Below are 19387 nucleotides of genomic sequence, written 5' to 3' on the forward strand. Positions count from 1 at the left end.
ACTCCCCTTCATCATTCGTTATCTCTGTGCTTTTTAATTAGTTTTAAAAGCTCCATTGCATCACCTTTGCCATCATTAATTTGTTCCAATAAATCACTCACATAGTCTTTTGATTTTAGCTTCATTCTTTTTTCAATTAATTCTTTTAGATTGATGTATGTAGATTCTTCAGATTTCTTCCTAATATCATCAATCTCTAAAAGCGCATTATCTTTATCCGCTATATCAAAATCACTAAGTTCTATCTCATTATTGCCTTCGTACTTCGACTTTAGTAGTGGCATGTTTATCTTAAATACTTTACTATAATTATCTATAGAAATTTCATTTATTATATATTTAAAATATTTAATATCCGCTAATGCATATATTAAAAGATTCTCATCTATAATTTCTATATCTAATTTTTTAATTTTTGGTACTTCTGGTACAGTATATTTTTCTCTGTATTTGTTAACATAATTTGTTTTTGAAACTTGATTGATTAGCAAACTCTTGTCAATAGAGTAGACTCTCGAAATGTAGTCTATATAAATTTCTCTCTCAATTTTGTCATTTATTTTTGACAATAGTCTCGACAACTCGTTAATTAGTTCTAATAAGTTTTCCGGATTGTTTACATCATAAAGCTGCATTAGCTCAGAAACTTCATATTCAACAGAGTTTTTTGCTTCATTAAGCTTGGCAGTAAAACCAGAAAGTCCATATTTTTTAATAAAATCATCTGGATCTAAGCCTTCTTCAAGCACCACAACATTAGCTTTAGCATTTATAAATCTAAGTATCTCTATAGCCTTATGTGTTGCATTTTTGCCTGCTTTGTCTCCATCATAACAAATATAAATTTTCTTTGCGTTTCTATTCAATAAGTTTGCTTGATTTATAGTAAAAGCTGTACCCAAATTAGCAACAGCATAATTTACACCTGCTTGATATAAACTCATAACATCAATATTGCCTTCAACAAGAAGTATTTTATCTCTATCAGCTTCTTTTTTATAAATATTGTAGCCGAATAGCAACTCTCTCTTCTTAAAGACAATATTTTCACTTGTATTTAAGTACTTAGGCATACTGTTATCCAAGCTTCTTGCGCTAAAGCCAAGCACATGATTATGCACATCAAATATAGGAAAGACTAATCTGTTTCTAAATACATCATATGAACTATCTTTTTCTTCTTTTATCTTGGCTAAACCTGCTTTAACTATGAAATCTTCACTGTATCCTTTGCCTATTAAGTAATCTTTAAGTGCTGTCCATTCATTTGGCGCATAACCTAGTTGATACTTTAAAACAGTTTCCTTGCTTAATTTCCTCTTAAGTAGATAGTCAATAGCTATCTTTGACTTTAATATTTGACTTTGGAAGAAATCAAGAGCTGTTTTATTAATATCATAAAATTTTTCTATGAGATCAATTTCAGTTTTTTTTTACTTGTTGCTTCTTGTAGAGTTATATTCGCTCTGTCAGCTAAATACTCAACTGCTTCTTGGAAACTTAAGTTCCTATACTTCTCTATAAAAGTAATGACATCCCCAGACTCTCCGCAGCCAAAACATTTGTAGTATCCATCTTTACTATTAACATGAAATGACGGCGTCTTCTCCTTGTGAAATGGGCACAGTCCAGTATATGATGCGCCTTTCTTATCTAGTTTTATATTCTCGCCAATCACATCTTCGATGTTATTGTACTCTTTAATTTTATCAATGACTGCTGCATTAATTACTTTCATATCATAACCTCATTCTTCCAAGTTTGTGGTACATATATCTTTTTAAATTCATTTATTGCATATATGTCTGACATACCCGCGATGTAATCACAAATTTCTTGATTCTTTGTTCCTTGAATCTCTTTAATATTGTCAGGAAGTTTTTCTGGATGCTCATCATAATAATCATATAACATTGATATTATGTTCTTGGCCTTGTCATGTTCCTTAGTTGTAATTGGATTAAAATAAACTTCTTTAAACATGAAAGCCCTTAAGGCAAGCATTGCTTCACCAACTTCATCAGACATTTTATATAGTTTTGTCCATAACTTTCTTTAAGTATATCTGTAATCATAGTATTGATTCTCTTTGAGTGAGAATCGCCTAAAATTTCAATAAGATCTTTTGGTATATCTTTCTCGTGCAAAACACCAGCTCTGATTGCATCATCAATATCATGATTGATATATGCAATTCGATCTGCAAACTTAACTACTCTACCTTCTAAAGTATATGCTTCGTTCGCTCCGCTATGGTTTACAATTCCATCTCTAACTTCGTCGCATAAGTTAAGTCCAAACTTTCCATTTCTTTTCTCAAGCACGTCAACAACTCTTAAGCTTTGTTCATAGTGCCTAAATCCGCCTAAATCCTTACATTTCTCATTAAGTGCGCTCTCTCCAGCATGTCCAAATGGTGTATGCCCTAAGTCATGTCCCAAAGATATCGCTTCAACTAAATCTTCATTAAGTCTTAAAGCTCTAGCAATGGTTCTGGCTATTTGGCTAACTTCAAGTGTATGTGTAAGCCTTGTCCTAAAGTGATCTCCTTTAGGCGCTAGAAACACTTGAGTCTTGTGCTTAAGCCTTCTAAATGCTTTTGAGTGTAGAATCCTGTCTCTGTCTCTTTGGAAGTCGGTTCTTATATCACACTTTTCCTCCGAAACTTTTCTTCCTCTACTGTCCGAACATTTGCATGCATATTCCGAAAGGTAAGAATCTTGAAATTTTCATATTTTCTCTAAAATTAATCATTCATCTCACCAAAATTTTACTCAAACTATCTATTATAATTGAAGCTGTCTCTTCTATAGCTTTATTTGTAACGTCAATAACCTGGCATCCAAGTTTTCCCATAATTTCCTTAGAATATCTAAGCTCTTCGTTAATTCTATCTGTGCAAGCATAGTTGCATATATCTTCTATACCTAAAGACTTCATTCTTTCTATTCTGATTTCATTAATCTTTCTATCAGAAGCAATGAGACCAAATATCCTTCTTTTGTCCTTTTCAAATAAAAACTCACTAGGTTCTATCTCTGGAAGTAACGGTACGTTTGCTACCTTGTAATTCTTATTAGCTAAATACATAGAAAGAGGTGTCTTCGAAGTCCTTGATATACCTAGAAGAACAACGTCAGCAAGGATAATGCCTCTAGGATCCTTTCCATCGTCATACTTAACTGCAAACTCGATAGCAGAAACCTTATCAAAGTACTCTTGGTCAAGTCTTCTAATAAGTCCTGCCTCTCTAATAGGTGCTTGATGTAAAACTGATTCAATAGAGTCCAAAACTTTACTCATAACGTTAACAGTTGGAATATTATATTTTCTTCCTAAGCTTTCAATATAATGTGCATGATCTTCCAATACAGTTGTAAATATAACAACTGAAGGAACTAGTTTTGCCTTTTCAAAGATATTAAATATCTTGTCCTTGCTGTCAACATAAGGGAACCTCTTAATCTCGTAAGCGTCTGGTGAAAATTGCTTGATACATGATCTAGCAATCTTTCCAGCTGTTTCACCTATAGAGTCTGAAATTACAAATATAGTTATTTCGTTCAATTAAATCTCCTCTATTTCTTTAAAATCTAAAATGGAGTTAAATTCATTTAGTATTAATGATATTAATGAAAGTCTGTTGTTCTTTATTATTTTATTATCAACTAAAACCATAGTTGAGTCCAAGAATTTATCAATGCTTTCTTTGTAAGTAGCAAGTATCTTAATTGCTTCTGTTATATCTATATCGGAAATATTTTCTTCCTTTGCCTTCAAATCTTGGTATAGAACGAATAATTCTTTTTCACTCTCTTCCATTATGTCTTGGTTAGGATCAACTTTTTCAAATTCTTTTCCTTTTGATATCTGATATATTCTCCTAAACGCAGCTAAAGCATCTTTAAATTCATCACTGTCTTTAATTCCATCTAACTTTGTTAGGACTTGTTTTATAGTTAATAAATTTAAGTCTTTATGTTTATTCATAACAGCGTTTATTAAATTTGCATCATAGTTACTATCTTGCAATATACCTATGAACCTTGTCTTAATATAATCTAAAACATTCTTCTTAACCTCGTCGTAATCAAACTTTAATTCATTTATATTGACATAGTTGTACAATGTTTCTTCAAGTAAGGAATCTATAGATACATCCAAAGACTTTTCTAATACTATATTTATAATACCCAAAGTAGCCCTTCTTATACCAAATGGGTCTTGTGATCCACTTGGTTTTGTGCCGATTGAGAATAAACCTGATATTGTATCAAGTTTATCTGCTACAGCAAGTATTACTCCTGCAGTAGTGCTTGGAAGTGAATCTTGGGCATATCTTGGTAGATAGTGTTCATATATTGCTTCTTGCACACCTACAGTTTCTCCTGATAGCTTAGCATATATCTTTCCCATAACGCCTTGAAGTTCAGTAAACTCTACAACTAGCTTAGTTGCAAGGTCAGCTTTTGATAAATATGCAGCTCTCTTAGTAGTCTCTACTGTCTCTTCTCCAACATTTAGGTCTTCACAAATCTTTTCAGATAGTTTAATGTTTCTTAATGTTTTATCGTATAATGTTCCAAGCTTATCTTGGAAGACAATTGTTCTTAAATCATTAACATAGTCTTCTAAGTTTTTCTTCCTATCTTCATTAAAGAAGAATTTAGCATCTTCCAGCCTAGCAGCAAGAACTTTTTCATTCCCTTTTCTAACTATGTCAAGATATTTATCGTCACCATTTCTAACTGTAATGAAGTGATTCATAAGTCTGTTCTTTGAATCTACAACTGGGAAGTATCTTAAGTGATCCTTCATTGGTGTGATAACCACTTCATCAGGAAGCTCAAGATATTGATCCTTAATAGTTCCAAGTAGTGGTGTTGGATATTCAACTAAGTTTGTTACTTGATCAATGATAGCTTCATCATTTTGTATCGATCCACCAACAGATTTAGCAAGTCTTTCTGACTCTAGTCTAATTCTTGCTTTTCTTTCGCTGTTATCAACAATAACAAAGTTATCTTCCATAATCTTCATATAGTCATGAGCATCAGATATCTCTATATCCTTCTTAGATAAAATCTGTGACCATTTGTTAAATTTGATACTCTTATATTCTCTAAGTTAAATTTAACAACTATGTCATTATAAAAGAGACAATCCATCTAATAGGTCTAGCAAATTTTAAGTCTCTTCCGCCCCATTTCATAGATTTTGGAAAGACTATCTTTCTAATAATACTTTCTGCGTTTCGTTCAATAAGCTCTGTAAATGTTAAGCTCTTGTGCTCTACATTAGCAAAAACATATTCAGTGCCACCCATATCTTTAAAGAAAATATCTTTTACATCTAAGCCCTTTGACTTTAAAAGCCTTGAAGTGCCTTTGTTGGGTTGCCAGCATCATCAAAACTAATTGACTTAGAAGGACCCTTGATTTCTTCTTTTCTATGCTTTCATTTTCTATGATATTGTCAATTATAGTAGTAATTCTTCTTGGTGTTGTATATACGTTTACTTCATAATCTTTGTATGAGTTTTCATTTAATAATTTCAAAAGCACTTTTAAATTGTTCTATAGCTAATTTTGAATAACTAGCAGGTAGCTCTTCCATACCTACTTCTAATAAATATCTATTTGCCATCATTAAAACCTACTTTCTTAGTAAATGGAAAGCCCATCTCTTTTCTTTGTTCTACGTATTTACTTGCTATTAGCTTAGCCAAACTTCTAACCTTTAGTATATAGTTTGCTCTTTGCGATACTGATATAGCTCCAAGTGCATCAAGCACGTTGAATGTATGTGAGCACTTTAGTACATAGTCATACGCTGGTAATATAAGTCCTTTTTCAATAATTCTCTTGCATTCGGCTTCATATCTTTCAAACATCTCTTGTAGTAAGTCCTTGTCTGCTAATTCAAAACTGTAAACAGAGTGCTCATACTCAGCTTTCTTGAATATATCACCATATGTGAAATTTTCATTCCATTGTATATCGTAAACATTGTCAACATCTTGTAAGTACATAGCAATTCTCTCAAGACCATATGTTAGCTCTGAGGATTCAATGTCTAGATTAAGTCCACCGACTTGTTGGAAGTATGTGAATTGAGTTATCTCCATACCGTCAAGCCAAACTTCCCAGCCTAGTCCCCACGCACCAAGTGTAGGTGACTCCCAGTTATCTTCTACGAATCTTATATCGTGTTTTAACGGGTCTATGCCAATCGCCTTCAAGCTATCCAAGTACAAATCTTGAACATCATATGGCGATGGTTTTAGTATTACTTGCAATTGATGGTGTTGGTAAACTCTGTTTGGATTTTCACCATATCTTGCATCCGCTGGCCTTCTTGATGGTTCTACATATACAACTCTCCAAGGCTCAGGTCCTAGTGATCTAAGAAAAGTGTGGATTCATTGTTCCTGCACCCTTCTCGACATCATAAGGCTCCATTACTAAGCAGCCTTTATCCTTCCAATAATTTAGTAAATTCATCATTAAATCTTGAAAATACATTTTGTCCTCCTCAATATTTGACTTTAAGAGTCTTAAATTCGTCTTTATCAAAATATAAAATATAATTTATAAACAAAGTTTTAAATTTTTATATTTATCATTGTATTCAACATTAATTAAGTCTTTAAATTTGCTGTCAAGCAAAAATTGATAAAGCTTAGTTCTTCTTTTATAAGTAAGTTCTTTTATAGTTACTAAGTTCAGCTATTATTGTTCCATGTTCAAATTCAAATCTATAAGTATCTACTTTATCTCTTAATTGTATTCTAGGAAAGTATCCTAATAAATATATGAGCTTTAGTATAAATGCCAAGATAAATAATTCTGCTCTTTCTGGATAAATATCCATAATATTTACTAGTGTGATTATCATCGAGTAAATATACTCATCTGACTCCTGAGTATTCAAAAGCGTTGATAATAGCTCTGATAAAAAGCAAAATTGTGAATCTTTTAATATCTGCGTTCATTAGCTGAGCTGAATATAATACCTTTGAATCATTTACTAAGAATAATTCTTTATACTTAGATAGCATGAACACTGACTCTGTAAATACAAATGAACTTCTTGAAACATTGCTTCTCAAATCATAAGCGCTTCGTACATAAGCTTTTATACGCCCAGCATTAACCGTGTATATTTCAAGTATTTTGCCGTTCTTTTCATCGCTCTTGCTAGCAATAACTATGCCTCTGTACTCTTCGGACTTACTTGTATCCAAAAAACTTCACCTGGTCTTCGTTCTTTCTCCAATTCTTGGCAACCTTAACATTTAATTTAAGATTAACTTCTGTATCAAGCATGGCTTTTATATCTTTCTTTGCAGCAAGTCTAATCTTTTTAATCATAGAGGCTTCTTTACCTATGACCATGCCCTTGTGGCTTTCTCTCTCACAATAAATGATTGCATCTATGTTTACAGCATCTTCTTTTTCTTCATACTTAAGTATTTCAATGTTTATCCCATGTGGTATCTCATCTGATAAAAAGTTTAGGCACTTTTGTCTAATAATCTCTGAAACGATAAACTTCATTGGTTTATCAGTTAAATATTCACCATCATAATACATAGGACCTGGTTTCAATACTTTTTTTATTTCATCTAGAAGCTTATCCAAGTTATCATCATTAGCCGCACTTATTGGAACAGTAATTGAATTAAGTTTTCTAGAATTTATCTCGCCTATAATTTCTTCTATATGAGATTCGTCTTTGTCAATTTTATTGATAGCAATAACTACATTCTTGTTTGCACTTGTAACTATGTCCATAAGTTCTTTTTCGCCAGCTTTAATAGGTACAGATCCATCAATTATGTATAGTATCATATCTGCATCCTCTAAAGCGGCTCTCATCACCTTATCCATGTAGTCGCCTAACTTGTTTTTCGCAATTTGATAGCCAGGAGTATCCATGAATATAATTTGTGCATCATCATCTGTATATAAAATTAATTATATCTCTAGTAGTTTGTGGTTTATCTGAGATGATAGATATGTTAAACTTAACAAGTTTATTAAGTAGTGTTGATTTACCAGCATTGGGTCTACCTACAACCGCTACATAGCCTGATTTAAATTCCATTGTTTCACCTCTTTTACTCATCTAATGAAAAGATTCTGGGAGCAGATCTTTTATATTATAAATTTTATAATCATTTACATCCTTTGCAACTATAATCTCGCAGTCTTTAGTGAACTCGCTTATGAACTGTCTACACGCACCGCATGGCATAGGATATACATCCACATTTACAATTGCTATACGTTTAATGGACCTAGAGTCAGAGCTTACTATTGCATTTGCTATTGCGCTTCTTTCTGCACATATTGTTAGACCATAAGATGCATTTTCGATATTGACTCCAGTATAAACATTGCCATCATCCATCTCTACTGCTGCAGCAACCTTAAATTTAGAGTATTTACTGTATGATCTATCTAAAACTTTAAGTGCCGATTCAATAAGCCCTTTAGTATCCATTAGCGTCCCTCCAAGCTTTTATTATATAATATTTTACGCTTAATTTCAATACTAACGTGTAATATTAAGCTCGTCTAATATATCTCTTTGTCTCTGTTCCATAATAACTCTATCATCGTCTTCAATATGATCATATCCCAAAAGGTGAAGTATGCTATGTGTGAATAAAAACATAATCTCTCTTTCAAGACTATGCCCATACTCTTTTGCTTGCTCCACAGCAACATCATATGAGATGACTACATCGCCTAGCAAGGTTTCATCTGAAGAGAAGTCTTCGATAAGTGGAAATGATAAAACATCTGTAACTTTATCAATGTCCCTGTACTCTCTGTTCAAATCTTGTATCTCTTCCTTTGACACGTAAGTAAGGCCCACTTCATAATCGTCATTAAGCCCTTCTTTTTTTAATGCTAGAGATGCTATCTTTTTCATTGTGTCTTCATAACCTGCTTCTATAGGATAGTTGTTTTCGTTATTAATTACTATATCCATCTTTTCTTCTCTTTCTTCACTTTCTTTATTAAGCTTCTTACTTTCATAAAGATTATAAGCTTCAATGATTCTTTGAACCAGTATATTTCTTACAACGTCAGTTTGAGTAAGCTCTATGAAGCTTATGCCATTGATATTTCTAAGTATATGACTGGCCGCTATAAGTCCAGACTTCTTACCCTTTGGTAAGTCTCTTTGAGTAATATCACCTGTAACAATCACCTTAGAGTTGAAGCCCATCCTTGTTAGGAACATCTTCATTTGCTCTTCTGTAGTATTTTGTGCTTCATCAAGTATTATGAAGGCTTTATCTAGTGTCCTTCCTCTCATATAAGCAAGTGGCGCTACTTCTATAAGTCCTCTTTCAGCATTTTTTTCATATTGCTCCTTGCCCATAATCTCATATAGAGCATCATAGACCGGCCTTAGATATGGATCAACCTTTTCTTTAAGGTCACCCGGTAAGAATCCTAGGTTCTCACCTGCTTCTACAGCTGGTCTTGTTAATATAATCTTAGATACTTCTTTATTTTTAAAAGCATTAACCGCCATAGCTATAGCCAAATATGTTTTGCCAGTACCTGCTGGTCCTATACCGAAGGTTATTCCAGACTTTCTAATCATATCGACATATCTTTTTTGACCAATAGTCTTAGGTCTTATAGTCTTTCCTTCACTAGTTATAGCTATAACATCTTTTGTATATCGTATAAGAGGTTCTCTTTCGCTTTTTTAACTAAGTTAATTGAATAATATATGTCCTCCTTACTAAGTGATTTTTGAGTGTCTATAAGGCTCGATAAGGCTTTTATCAATCTTTCAGCCATAGCTTCATTCTCTTCATTGTTAGAAGCTATCAATATCTTATCTGAGCGCATATCAATCTTAATATCAAGTTCCTTCTCAATTATCTTGATGTTAGAATCTAAATTTCCGGCTAACGCCTCTTGTTTGTTGCTATCAAAATTAAGTTCTCTACTCATTAATCCTCCTTAGTGCTAGTGGTTTATCTAGTATCTCTTTCATGATTATGGCCTTTGCCACATTGGTTTGTGAAAATTGTATGCTTTCGTGTTCATAATCAAAGTCTTCATAAACATTCTCTTCTACTTTTACCATTTCCTCATGCTCACTCTCATGCTCTTCTGTCTTCTTTGCCTTAAATTCGCGAAGTCTGTCTTTAATGTCCCTTGACAAATACTCATCAAGTTCTCTTGACCTATCAGAAAAATAATCATCAGCCTTAGCTTTGTAATCATCACTGATGGCTTCATCATAGTGCTTTTCCAAGTTGCCTATCTTTTTAACCTTTTCATCTGTCTTGATATTCTTAGGCTTCTTACTGTTCTTATTTTCCTGCATTGCTCTTTTATAAATTTCATCAAGTTTTTTAGTAAGATCACTGTTTTTCTTTTTCTTATTGGCTTCCGACAAAACTGTAGCAAGAGAAGATATTAGCATAAAGCAAAACGCTAATACAAATAATATATCCATACTTTTCTACTTATCTAATTTTGTGTATCGGATATGGATTTTCTCATATCGGTATCTGAATTGATATTATTCATCTTGTAATAATCCATAACTCCTAGGTTTCCATTCTTTAATGCTTCGGCGATTGCTAGTGGAACTTCTCTTTCAGCTTCGACAACTTTTGATTTCATCTTTTGAACCTCAGCCTTCATTTCTTGTTCGCTTGCAACAGCCATAGCACGTCTTTCTTCAGCCTTTGCTTGAGCTATCTTCTTATCAGCATCAGCTTGATCCATAAGTAATTTAGCTCCTATGTTTCTACCTACGTCTATGTCTGCTATGTCTATAGAAAGTATTTCAAAAGCTGTTCCAGAGTCAAGACCCTTCTTTAGAACTGTCTTTGAGATACTGTCAGGATTTTCAAGAACATCCTTGTGGCTTTGTGCACTACCTACTGTAGTTACAATACCTTCACCAACTCTTGCGATGATAGTTTCTTCTCCTGCACCGCCGACTAATCTCTCGATATTAGCTCTAACAGTTACTCTTGCTTTTACAACAACTTCTATACCATTCATAGCAACTGCAGATATATTTGGTGTTTCTATAACCTTAGGGTTAACGCTAACTTGTACAGCTTCTAAGACATTACGTCCTGCAAGGTCGATAGCAGCTGCTCTTGTAAAGTCTAGCGGTATATCAGCTCTTTGTGCAGCTATAAGTGCATCTACGAGTGTATCTACGTTACCACCAGCTAAGTAGTGAGCTTCTAGTTCATTAACTTTAATGTCTAGTCCAGCCTTTGTAGCCTTAATCATTGGGTTTATGATCTTGCTTGGTGCAACTCTTCTAAGTCTCATACCAGTAAGTGTTGCCATGCTAACCTTAACTCCTGAGAAGAAAGCTGTTATCCACAAGCCAATTGGTACAAATGAAAAGAATATACTTAAGACTATTAATCCAAGTATAACAATTATAAATCCTCCTGATGCTAAAACATTAATAATGTTTCCTAATAAAAACATACTACTTAACCTCCTTGTCAACTATTAAATATCTTCCTTTAACTGCTATAACCTTCAATGCCAAACCATTATCTAGGTAGCCATCGTAGCTTACAGCGTTGTATTTAATGCCATTAACTAATACAAAGCCCGTTGGTCCAAGTGAACTTATAGACTCTGCATCCTTTCCTACGAGTTTATTTAACTCATTAAACTCTTCTTTATTCCCTTTTAAATTTGCTTGTGTGCTTAATACAAAATGACTTAGTCCCTTAAGAGTGTAGCCTTTCTTAAACATAAATTTAATGAAAGATATATTTAAGTTTAAAGATACTACTATAGCTAATAGACCATATCTATAATTACTAAATGTTAAAGCTATGGATGTAATATAGCCAAGTATACCTATAACTCCTGTTACTGTGAAGCCTGGAATGAATATCTCTAAAACTACAAAAATGCATGAAAATATAAATATTGCTATTGGATAAAAATTGTTTATCTGACATAGCACCCTGCTTGCAAATAAAACAAAGTGTGTGATAAAAAATAATGTGATGTATAAATTTTGCTTCTTGTTGATCAATGCAAGGCTTAAGAAAAACGTGCCTACTAATACTAATAAAAATGCGGCTATATCTGTTGTGATAAACAGATTAGCATCTGCTACCAAAAATAAATTTTGCATTCAATCACCACCTAAGTATATTTACCCATTATGTATATATTTAATCAAAAATCAAGGCTGACCATTGTGACCAGCCTCTCTTGCTCTTATAACTCTTCTGATTTTTCTACGTTTTAATCTCTTTTCTTGTTGCTCTATCTCTGAAAGCCCACTTAGCTATCTCCATATTGCATCCTTGGTTTATTTCGATTACATACATGTCTTCTTTAATTTGAACAATCTTACCTAAGATGCCGCCGATAGTTACGATTTGATCTCCTACTTTAAGTGAGTCTCTTAGCTCTTGTAACTTTTGCGCTTGTTTCTTTTGTGGTCTTACTAAAAAGAAGTACGCGAATGCTCCAAATAGAACAAATGGTAGTATCATGCTTAGTAATGATCCACTAGCATTTGCTTGTGCTTGTAAAAATGTTAATGTCATTATATAACCTCCCTCTCGTGTTAATACTATTATACACTATATTACTTTAAATATCCATATTTTTATAAAATTCGTGCTTATACTCTAAGAAATAATCACCTAGTATCGACTCACGTATATTCTTCATCATCTTAAGTAAGAATGTTAAGTTGTGTATAGTCGCAAGTCTATATGCAAGTATCTCATCAACATTAAATAAGTGTCTTAGGTATGCTCTAGAGTAGTTTCTACAAGTGTAGCAGTCGCACTCTGGGTCTGGTTTAGTAAAGTCCTCTTTATACATTGCATTCTTTATAACAAGCCTTCCTCTAGATGTCATTAGCGTTCCATTTCTAGATATTCTAGTTGGTAAAACGCAGTCAGCCATGTCTATACCTCTTTCAACTGATTCAAATAGATATAAAGGTGTACCTACTCCCATGTTGTACCTAGGTTTATCTTCTGGCATGTAGTCAGTGACATAGTCCAAGACCTCATTCATAAGATCAACCGGCTCTCCAACTGATAGTCCACCAACTGCATAGCCAGGTAAGTCTATGGAGCAAATTTCTTTTGCATGCTCTTTACGCAAGTCCTTGTATAAACCGCCTTGTATTATACCAAATAAATTTTGATTCTCTCTATCGGTCCATGAGTTCTTGCATCTTTCAAGCCACCTAGTAGTTCTGTGCATAGAGTTAATAATATAGTCTCTACTTGCTGGGTATGGCGCGCACTCATCAAAAGCCATCATTATATCGCTACCTAGCTTAGTTTGTATTTCGATTGACTTCTCAGGTGATATAAATAGTTTTGAGCCGTCTATGTGTGAGCGGAACTCAACGCCTTCTTCAGTGATCTTTCTAATCTTTCCAAGGCTAAAAACTTGGAATCCGCCACTATCTGTTAGTATTGGCTTGTCCCAGTTCATAAACTTATGAAGTCCACCGGCTTTGGCTACTATGTCCTCGCCAGGTCTTAGGTACAAGTGATATGTGTTAGAAAGTATAATTTGAGCACCTAGACTCTCTAATTCATCTGGTGTCATAGTCTTTACTGTTGCTCTTGTGCCAACAGGCATAAAGATAGGCGTTTCAACCACGCCATGTTTTAATTTCATTAAACCTGCTCTTGCTTTAGTTTTACTATCTTTTTTAATTAATTCAAATTCCATATTACCTATCCAATATAAACATCGCATCGCCAAAGCTAAAGAATCTATATCTCTCTTTTACAGCTTCTGCGTATGCATTAAGTATCATTTCTTTTGATGCAAAGGCGCTAACAAGCATAATAAGTGTTGACTCTGGCAAGTGGAAGTTTGTAATTAGTGCGTCAACTGCTTTATATTCAAAGCCAGGATATATGAAAATATCTGTCCATCCGTGGCTTGCTTTGATCTCTCCCTTTGCAGCTATCGTTTCAAGTGTTCTAACTGTTGTTGTACCAACAGCTATAACCCTTCTGCCTTCTTTTTTTGCTTTGTTTATGGTCTCGCTTGCTTCCTGTGAAAGATTGTAGAACTCACTATGCATCTTGTGCTTTTCTACGTCTGTTACCTTGACTGGTCTAAATGTACCAAGACCAACATGAAGTGTTAGATAAACTATCTTCACTCCTTTGTCTTCTAGCTCTTTAAGTAGCTCCTTTGTAAAGTGCAAGCCTGCGGTAGGTGCAGCTGCTGATCCAAGGTTCTTTGCATAAACTGTTTGGTACCTATCTTTATCTTCAAGTCTTTCCTTGATATATGGTGGAAGTGGCATCTCGCCAAGCTCGTTTAGTATCTCTAAGAAAATTCCATCATATTTAAATTTGATATATCTAACGCCATCATCATCTATATCAACAACCTCAGCTCTAAGAAGTCCGTGACCAAATTCGATCTCAGAACCAATCTTCATCTTCTTGCCTGGCTTAACAAGCGTCTTCCAAGTGTCTTCTTCAGTTTGTGAAATAAGTAGAACTTCTATCTTTTCTTCTTTACCAGGTCTGTTGCCAAATAGTCTTGCAGGTATAACCTTGCTATCGTTAGCAACTAGAACGTCTCCTTCGTGAAGAAGATTTATGATATCATGAAATATCATATGCTCAACTTTGCCAGTCTTTCTATCTAAGACCATAAGTCTTGATTCGTCTCTTTTGTCTATGGGGTGCTGAGCTATCAGCTCCTCAGGTAAATCATAATAAAAATCTTTAGTTTCCATTAAATATTTCAGCTCCATCGTAGTAAAATTTTAGTATCTCGTCATACTTTAGTCCAGCCTTCGCCATGTTGTTTGCTCCCCATTGGCTTAGTCCAACACCGTGTCCCCAACCATGCCCAGAAATTTTTATCTTATCAGTCATATTAAGTGTTGGTCTCGAACTAACTTCTTCTGATTCAAAATTATCTAAAAATATAACTACATTATCTTTAATAATTACAGATACTTCTTCATCAGAAGCCTTGTCTTTATTAGCAGTTTCATTAGTAGCTTTTCCAACATATTCCACTGTGTATAAACTACTCTTAAATTTGTTTGCACCAATGGCGTTTTTGAACTTATAGTTATCTACAAGTACCTCTTTAGCTCCATCTTTTATCACAAGAGTTTTTACTCTCTTGCTTGAATTGTTTTCTTTAACATATATCTGATCTATGGAATTAATATTTATACCTTGCTTTCTAAGTCCACTAATCAAATCATTAATATTAATTTCAAAGCTCCAATTGTAGTTTGGCTCATTTATAGAGTACTTATCTTCTTTGCTGATCAAATACTTAAACTTTGTGCCCCAAACATCATTAGCATCTGCAGTATATCCGCCATTAGATGAGGAATATGTTGCATTAACAACTTTACCATCTGATAAAAGTATTTGTCCCCTAGTTTCATCAACAGCTTTTCTAACATTATCTCTTTCTGCATCAAATCCACCATAGACCTGGCTTGAAACACTATCATATAAATCAAATGACTTGTCCTTGTTTCTAGTAACGCTACAAACCGCATAAGATCTTGCAGCTACTGCTTGAGCTTTAAGCGCCTCATAAGAGAAAGTGCTAGGCATCTCTCTTGGAACAACGCCATAAAGGTACTCTTCAAGATCTACATTGTTTATAGCAGATAATTGATTATCAATGTGGTTAAAACACAAGTAGCCTCTATATCTCTTATTGTTAATCTTAATGGCTCTTGAACCTAATGATAATATCTTCATAGACTTATTAGTAGCTATGCTAGTTAAATAGTTTCCAGCTGCGTCAAAAGCATCATAATTTTGACCATTGAGTCTTAAAACAATATTCTTTTCAAATGTTTGGAACAAACTTAAGTTTGAATAGATATCTCTAACTTCAAAGCCGTCGTCACTATACAGCTTTAATTCGCCCATATTTTGTGCACTAATGCCTAATTTTACATCTACGCTTGTAATATGTTCGTATCCGTTTTCAGCTTTTGCGCTGTTTATCGATAATGCAAGTAAGAATATTGTAAGTATAATTAATATTTTATTCTTCATCATTGTCTCCTTTGTCATACTTGTAACCCATATGTTCATATGCAAGCTTTGTAGCAATTCTACCTCTTGGCGTTCTAGCAATGAATCCAAGTTGTATTAAATATGGCTCGTAAACATCTTCTACCGTAGTCCTCTCCTCGTTTGACGATGCTGCAAGTGTATCAAGCCCGACAGGATTGCCACCATACGTATTTATCATTACATCAAGTATCTTTCTATCAGTTTTATCAAGACCATAGTGGTCGATTTCTAATATATCCAAGCCCTTTTTAGCAATTTTGCCTGTTATAGTCCCATCTTCAAGAACTAAAGAGTAGTCTCTAACCCTCTTTAAAAGCCTGTTTGCAATTCTTGGAGTGCCTCTTGATCTTCTAGCTATCTCTTTAGCGCCACTTTCGTCAATATCTACTTCTAATATGCCAGCAGATCTTCTAACTATTTCGCAAAGTGATGCCTCATCATATAAATCAAGGTTTAGTATAACCCCAAATCTGTCTCTTAATGGTGAGGATAGTAGTCCTGCTCTAGTTGTTGCGCCTATTAATGTAAATCTTGATAGGTCAATCCTTACAGATCTTGCTGATGGTCCCTTACCAATGATTAAGTCAAGTGAATAATCTTCCATGGCTGGATATAAGATTTCTTCTACAGAGCGTGATATCCTATGTATCTCGTCTATGAATAATACATCATCATCTTTTAAATTTGTTAAAACTGACGCCAAGTCTCCTGGTCTCTCTATGGCAGGTCCAGATGTTATCTTGATATTTACACCCATCTCATTAGCGATGATATTTGCAAGAGTTGTCTTACCAAGTCCTGGTGGTCCATATAGAAGCACGTGGTCTAGTGGCTCGCCTCTCATCTTGGCAGCGTTGACAAAGATTTTAAGCTTTTCTTTAACGCTGTCTTGACCAATGTAGTCATTAAACCACTTTGGCCTCAAAGAATTATCAAAATTTTCTTCACCCGACCTTAAGTCAGTCGTTATTAATCTATCTTCTTCCACTTAAACACCTACTTTGAAAGCCTTTTTAATAGCTCTTTTATTAAATCTTCTACTTCCATAGTCTCGTCCAAACCCTTAGCAATGCTAGTAATTTCATATTTGTTGTAGCCAAGTGAACTTAGTGCTTCTATAGCCTCATTAAGGTTACTGCCTACACTTACAACATTTGCAAGGTCTTCAAATTCACTGCCCTTGCTAACTTTGTCCTTAAGTTCAAGAATTATTCTTTGAGCAGTTTTTTTACCAATACCAGGCGCCTTCATCAAGGCTTTTTCGTCATTTGTCACGATTGCCTTTTGCAAATCAACTACCTTTTGTTCAGACAAAATACCTATGGCAGTCTTAGGTCCTACTCCATTGACTGTTGTAATTAGGTTAAAAAAGTCGAGTTCATATCTATTAACAAAACCATATAGACTCATGTCATCTTCTCTAACTACTAAATTCATATAAATTTTTACTTCGCCATCGTAGATATCGCTCTCTATAGTTTCTTTTGATGTAAACACTTTGTAAGCAATGTTATTTACTAATAAAACTATATAATCTTTTTCTTATCTACAACCTGGCCTATCATATACTCAAACATAACTACCTCAATAAAAACTGATCTTTAAAATTAATACTTGCGCTATGAGTTAGAGCAACCGCTAAAGCGTCCGCAACATCATCAGGCCTCGGAACCTTCTCCAAATGAAGAAAAGTTTTTACCATCTCTTGCATTTGCTTTTTCTCGGCCCTACCATAGCCAGTAACAGCTTGCTTAATTTGAAGTGGAGTGTATTCATATGTTGCTAAACCCTTGTGTTTTAAGCAAAGAAGAGTTACACCTCTTGCCTCGGCAACTTGTATAACTGTCTTTTGATTCTTAAAGTAGAACAGCTCTTCTATTGCCGCCTCATCAGGATCATACTTATCTATGATAGCGCCAAGCTCAAAGTAAATCTTCTCAAGTCTTTTGTCTAAGCTAAGGTCCTTGTGTGTTGTAATCGCATCGTAGAACACATCGCGTGCCTTATTGCCGTCGTAATCAATGATGCCCACACCAACTATAGCGATGCCTGGGTCTATACCTAAAATTCTCATTTTTCCTCCTACTTCTCCATTCTAAAGACTATTATACTACAAAATATGCATAAGTTCAAGCATGCATGCGTATTTTTTGTGTATAGTGACGCATGTATGTATATCTTTGTCAAGTGAACATAAAAAGCTATCTAATTAGATAGCTTTCATTCATATAATTAAATTTATTTTACCACTCGCCAACTCTTAGGCCGGCATCAGATAATACTTTAGTTATGTTTGTATCATCATCAACTTCAAGTCTTAAGATGACTTTAAGTAGGCCCATAACCTTAGCGCTTGTTACAACCATACTTATGATATTAACCTTTTGATCCCTTATAATTCCTGCAAGTCTTGAAATTTGTCCAGGCATATCGAAGATATGTACAACAATTCTCTTACCTTTGTTGATACCAAATACTTCGCTGAACGCATCAAATATAGCTTTGTGTGTAAGTATGCCTGCAAATTGATCTTGTTCATCAAATACAGCTAAGAACGGTATTGATAACTTTCCAAGTGCATATGATGCTACTTCAATGTTTTCTACAATAGAAATCTTTTCGTATCTTTGTTCATTGAACTCAGAAACTAATTTTTTAGCGAACTTATCCTTGTCTGTGCAAGATAATTCATAATAAGTTCTGTAGATTGTTTCTTTGTGCAAAATACCAATTAACTTGTCACCATCGACAACTGGTAAACTTAAAAAGTCACCATCTTCGAATTTCTTGATAGCTTCTGCTACAGTTTCACTCGATTTTACTGTTGTAAGTTTTTCCTTAGGAATCATATAGTTCCTTACATACATAATACTACCCCTATCTGTATCTTTTAAAACCCTTTCATTTAAACCGTTCCAATAAGCATCAAAATACAAATTAGAACATGTATTTAATATAAATCTAAATGTTTCTTTATAAATAATGTTTAAATCTTCTCTCGTTATCATAGAGCTTGCAGATTTTATACCATTTCCATCAAGCTCTAATTGCCTGTCCACATATTTATTTAAAGAATAAGTTTTATCCTTGATTACTTTGTTTGAAAATTCACAAACATTAGATAATATTCTTCCACTTTTCTTCTCTTCTTATTAATTCACTTCTTAATCTTTTCTTGAATGTTCTTATTTTCTATTTAAGTTCTTAAACTGGAACAAGTATTTTTATTTACCAAGTCTTTGCTCTTATAATACTTAAGCGCCTCTTTCTCTAATGCGTTTGCTTGATTAGTAC

At 34.0% G+C, this 19387-nt stretch carries 22 protein-coding genes and 4 pseudogenes; all 26 read right to left on the reverse strand.

Annotation, left to right across the window (positions count from 1 at the left end; genetic code table 11):
• Positions 1–11: 11 nt before the first annotated feature.
• The 26 genes and pseudogenes from dnaG to KO172_RS06990 all read right to left on the reverse strand — a co-directional run bounded on the left by dnaG (position 12) and on the right by KO172_RS06990 (position 19101).
• Positions 12–1421 (reverse strand): DNA primase, encoded by a 1410-nt coding sequence (gene dnaG, locus KO172_RS06875; RefSeq protein ID WP_215493487.1) that lies wholly within the window; start codon positions 1419–1421, stop codon positions 12–14.
• The gene (locus KO172_RS06880) at positions 1409–1738 is read right to left on the reverse strand and encodes a CHC2 zinc finger domain-containing protein (protein ID WP_215492727.1); all 330 of its coding nucleotides are present in this window, start codon (positions 1736–1738) and stop codon (positions 1409–1411) included. Before KO172_RS06880 ends, dnaG begins: the two co-directional genes overlap by 13 nt.
• Positions 1735–2751: pseudogene (locus KO172_RS06885) on the reverse strand (deoxyguanosinetriphosphate triphosphohydrolase). Before KO172_RS06885 ends, KO172_RS06880 begins: the two are co-directional and overlap by 4 nt.
• A gap of 3 nt (positions 2752–2754) precedes the next feature.
• Entirely contained in the window at positions 2755–3567 is an 813-nt protein-coding gene (locus tag KO172_RS06890; protein WP_215492728.1) for a pyruvate, water dikinase regulatory protein, read from the reverse strand.
• A complete protein-coding gene (gene glyS, locus KO172_RS06895) occupies positions 3568–5031 on the reverse strand; it encodes a glycine--tRNA ligase subunit beta (RefSeq protein ID WP_251320152.1) in 1464 nt (487 codons plus the stop codon). It lies immediately after the preceding gene.
• A gap of 109 nt (positions 5032–5140) precedes the next feature.
• A complete protein-coding gene (locus KO172_RS08255; RefSeq protein WP_374047651.1) occupies positions 5141–5341 on the reverse strand; it encodes a glycine--tRNA ligase subunit beta in 201 nt (66 codons plus the stop codon).
• The gene (locus KO172_RS06900) at positions 5331–5558 is read right to left on the reverse strand and encodes a hypothetical protein (protein WP_215492729.1); all 228 of its coding nucleotides are present in this window, start codon (positions 5556–5558) and stop codon (positions 5331–5333) included. Before KO172_RS06900 ends, KO172_RS08255 begins: the two co-directional genes overlap by 11 nt.
• A gap of 77 nt (positions 5559–5635) precedes the next feature.
• A pseudogene (gene glyQ, locus KO172_RS06905) lies at positions 5636–6524 on the reverse strand (glycine--tRNA ligase subunit alpha).
• Between the two features lie 386 nt (positions 6525–6910).
• Positions 6911–7246, reverse strand: a complete 336-nt coding sequence (locus tag KO172_RS06910) for a recombination protein O N-terminal domain-containing protein (protein WP_215492730.1) — start codon at positions 7244–7246, stop codon at positions 6911–6913.
• Positions 7233–7940, reverse strand: a complete 708-nt coding sequence (gene era, locus KO172_RS06915) for a GTPase Era (RefSeq protein WP_215492731.1) — start codon at positions 7938–7940, stop codon at positions 7233–7235. Before era ends, KO172_RS06910 begins: the two co-directional genes overlap by 14 nt.
• Positions 7941–7959: 19 nt before the next feature.
• Complete coding sequence (locus KO172_RS06920; RefSeq protein ID WP_215492732.1) at positions 7960–8109, reverse strand: GTPase; 150 nt, start codon at positions 8107–8109, stop codon at positions 7960–7962.
• Between the two features lie 21 nt (positions 8110–8130).
• On the reverse strand, positions 8131–8508 hold the full coding sequence (gene cdd / locus KO172_RS06925; RefSeq protein ID WP_215492733.1) for a cytidine deaminase: 378 nt from the start codon (positions 8506–8508) through the stop codon (positions 8131–8133).
• Between the two features lie 51 nt (positions 8509–8559).
• Positions 8560–9003 carry an rRNA maturation RNase YbeY gene (ybeY, locus tag KO172_RS08325; RefSeq protein WP_215493492.1) on the reverse strand — a complete coding sequence of 148 codons (444 nt, stop codon included), beginning with the start codon at positions 9001–9003 and terminating at the stop codon, positions 8560–8562.
• A gap of 33 nt (positions 9004–9036) precedes the next feature.
• Positions 9037–9684, reverse strand: a pseudogene (locus tag KO172_RS08330) (PhoH family protein); the annotation flags it as partial.
• 5 nt (positions 9685–9689) lie between these two features.
• Entirely contained in the window at positions 9690–9986 is a 297-nt protein-coding gene (locus KO172_RS08315; protein WP_309557686.1) for a hypothetical protein, read from the reverse strand.
• Positions 9979–10497: a hypothetical protein gene (locus KO172_RS06940; protein WP_215492734.1), complete on the reverse strand. Its 519-nt coding sequence runs from the start codon at positions 10495–10497 to the stop codon at positions 9979–9981. Before KO172_RS06940 ends, KO172_RS08315 begins: the two co-directional genes overlap by 8 nt.
• Before the next feature lie 14 nt (positions 10498–10511).
• A complete protein-coding gene (gene floA / locus KO172_RS06945; RefSeq protein ID WP_215492735.1) occupies positions 10512–11501 on the reverse strand; it encodes a flotillin-like protein FloA in 990 nt (329 codons plus the stop codon).
• 1 nt (position 11502) lies between these two features.
• Positions 11503–12168, reverse strand: a complete 666-nt coding sequence (locus KO172_RS06950; protein ID WP_215492736.1) for an NfeD family protein — start codon at positions 12166–12168, stop codon at positions 11503–11505.
• A 106-nt stretch (positions 12169–12274) separates the two neighbouring features.
• Positions 12275–12589, reverse strand: coding sequence for a preprotein translocase subunit YajC (gene yajC, locus KO172_RS06955; protein ID WP_215492737.1), 315 nt, complete (start codon positions 12587–12589; stop codon positions 12275–12277).
• A gap of 41 nt (positions 12590–12630) precedes the next feature.
• A pseudogene (tgt, locus tag KO172_RS06960) lies at positions 12631–13742 on the reverse strand (tRNA guanosine(34) transglycosylase Tgt).
• A gap of 1 nt (position 13743) precedes the next feature.
• Positions 13744–14772: a tRNA preQ1(34) S-adenosylmethionine ribosyltransferase-isomerase QueA gene (gene queA, locus KO172_RS06965; RefSeq protein ID WP_215492738.1), complete on the reverse strand. Its 1029-nt coding sequence runs from the start codon at positions 14770–14772 to the stop codon at positions 13744–13746.
• A complete protein-coding gene (locus KO172_RS06970) occupies positions 14762–16072 on the reverse strand; it encodes a SpoIID/LytB domain-containing protein (RefSeq protein WP_215492739.1) in 1311 nt (436 codons plus the stop codon). The genes queA and KO172_RS06970 overlap by 11 nt, the downstream gene beginning before the upstream one ends.
• Entirely contained in the window at positions 16062–17081 is a 1020-nt protein-coding gene (gene ruvB / locus KO172_RS06975) for a Holliday junction branch migration DNA helicase RuvB (protein ID WP_215492740.1), read from the reverse strand. Before ruvB ends, KO172_RS06970 begins: the two co-directional genes overlap by 11 nt.
• A gap of 8 nt (positions 17082–17089) precedes the next feature.
• Positions 17090–17590, reverse strand: coding sequence for a Holliday junction branch migration protein RuvA (ruvA, locus tag KO172_RS06980; protein ID WP_251320153.1), 501 nt, complete (start codon positions 17588–17590; stop codon positions 17090–17092).
• A gap of 82 nt (positions 17591–17672) precedes the next feature.
• The gene (ruvC, locus tag KO172_RS06985) at positions 17673–18167 is read right to left on the reverse strand and encodes a crossover junction endodeoxyribonuclease RuvC (protein ID WP_215492741.1); all 495 of its coding nucleotides are present in this window, start codon (positions 18165–18167) and stop codon (positions 17673–17675) included.
• Positions 18168–18336: 169 nt separating this feature from the next.
• Complete coding sequence (locus tag KO172_RS06990; protein WP_215492742.1) at positions 18337–19101, reverse strand: CBS domain-containing protein; 765 nt, start codon at positions 19099–19101, stop codon at positions 18337–18339.
• Positions 19102–19387 lie beyond the last annotated feature (286 nt).

The sequence above is a fragment of the Fenollaria sporofastidiosus genome (assembly GCF_943169635.2).
Classification (GTDB): Bacteria; Bacillota; Clostridia; order Tissierellales; family Peptoniphilaceae; genus Fenollaria; species Fenollaria sporofastidiosus.

Bases quoted from the DNA above. Each gene is read 5' to 3' on its own strand.
- KO172_RS06880 (WP_215492727.1), bottom strand. From the start codon at position 1,738: ATGAAAGTAATTAATGCAGCAGTCATTGATAAAATTAAAGAGTACAAT.
- glyS (WP_251320152.1), bottom strand. From the start codon at position 5,031: ATGGAAGATAACTTTGTTATTGTTGATAACAGCGAAAGAAAAGCAAGA.
- era (WP_215492731.1), bottom strand. From the start codon at position 7,940: ATGGATACTCCTGGCTATCAAATTGCGAAAAACAAGTTAGGCGACTAC.
- KO172_RS06920 (WP_215492732.1), bottom strand. From the start codon at position 8,109: ATGGAATTTAAATCAGGCTATGTAGCGGTTGTAGGTAGACCCAATGCT.
- cdd (WP_215492733.1), bottom strand. From the start codon at position 8,508: ATGGATACTAAAGGGCTTATTGAATCGGCACTTAAAGTTTTAGATAGA.
- ybeY (WP_215493492.1), bottom strand. From the start codon at position 9,003: ATGGATATAGTAATTAATAACGAAAACAACTATCCTATAGAAGCAGGT.
- KO172_RS08315 (WP_309557686.1), bottom strand. From the start codon at position 9,986: ATGAGTAGAGAACTTAATTTTGATAGCAACAAACAAGAGGCGTTAGCC.
- KO172_RS06940 (WP_215492734.1), bottom strand. From the start codon at position 10,497: ATGGATATATTATTTGTATTAGCGTTTTGCTTTATGCTAATATCTTCT.
- floA (WP_215492735.1), bottom strand. From the start codon at position 11,501: ATGTTTTTATTAGGAAACATTATTAATGTTTTAGCATCAGGAGGATTT.
- KO172_RS06950 (WP_215492736.1), bottom strand. From the start codon at position 12,168: ATGCAAAATTTATTTTTGGTAGCAGATGCTAATCTGTTTATCACAACA.
- yajC (WP_215492737.1), bottom strand. From the start codon at position 12,589: ATGACATTAACATTTTTACAAGCACAAGCAAATGCTAGTGGATCATTA.
- queA (WP_215492738.1), bottom strand. From the start codon at position 14,772: ATGGAAACTAAAGATTTTTATTATGATTTACCTGAGGAGCTGATAGCT.
- KO172_RS06970 (WP_215492739.1), bottom strand. From the start codon at position 16,072: ATGAAGAATAAAATATTAATTATACTTACAATATTCTTACTTGCATTA.
- ruvC (WP_215492741.1), bottom strand. From the start codon at position 18,167: ATGAGAATTTTAGGTATAGACCCAGGCATCGCTATAGTTGGTGTGGGC.
- KO172_RS06990 (WP_215492742.1), bottom strand. From the start codon at position 19,101: ATGATAACGAGAGAAGATTTAAACATTATTTATAAAGAAACATTTAGA.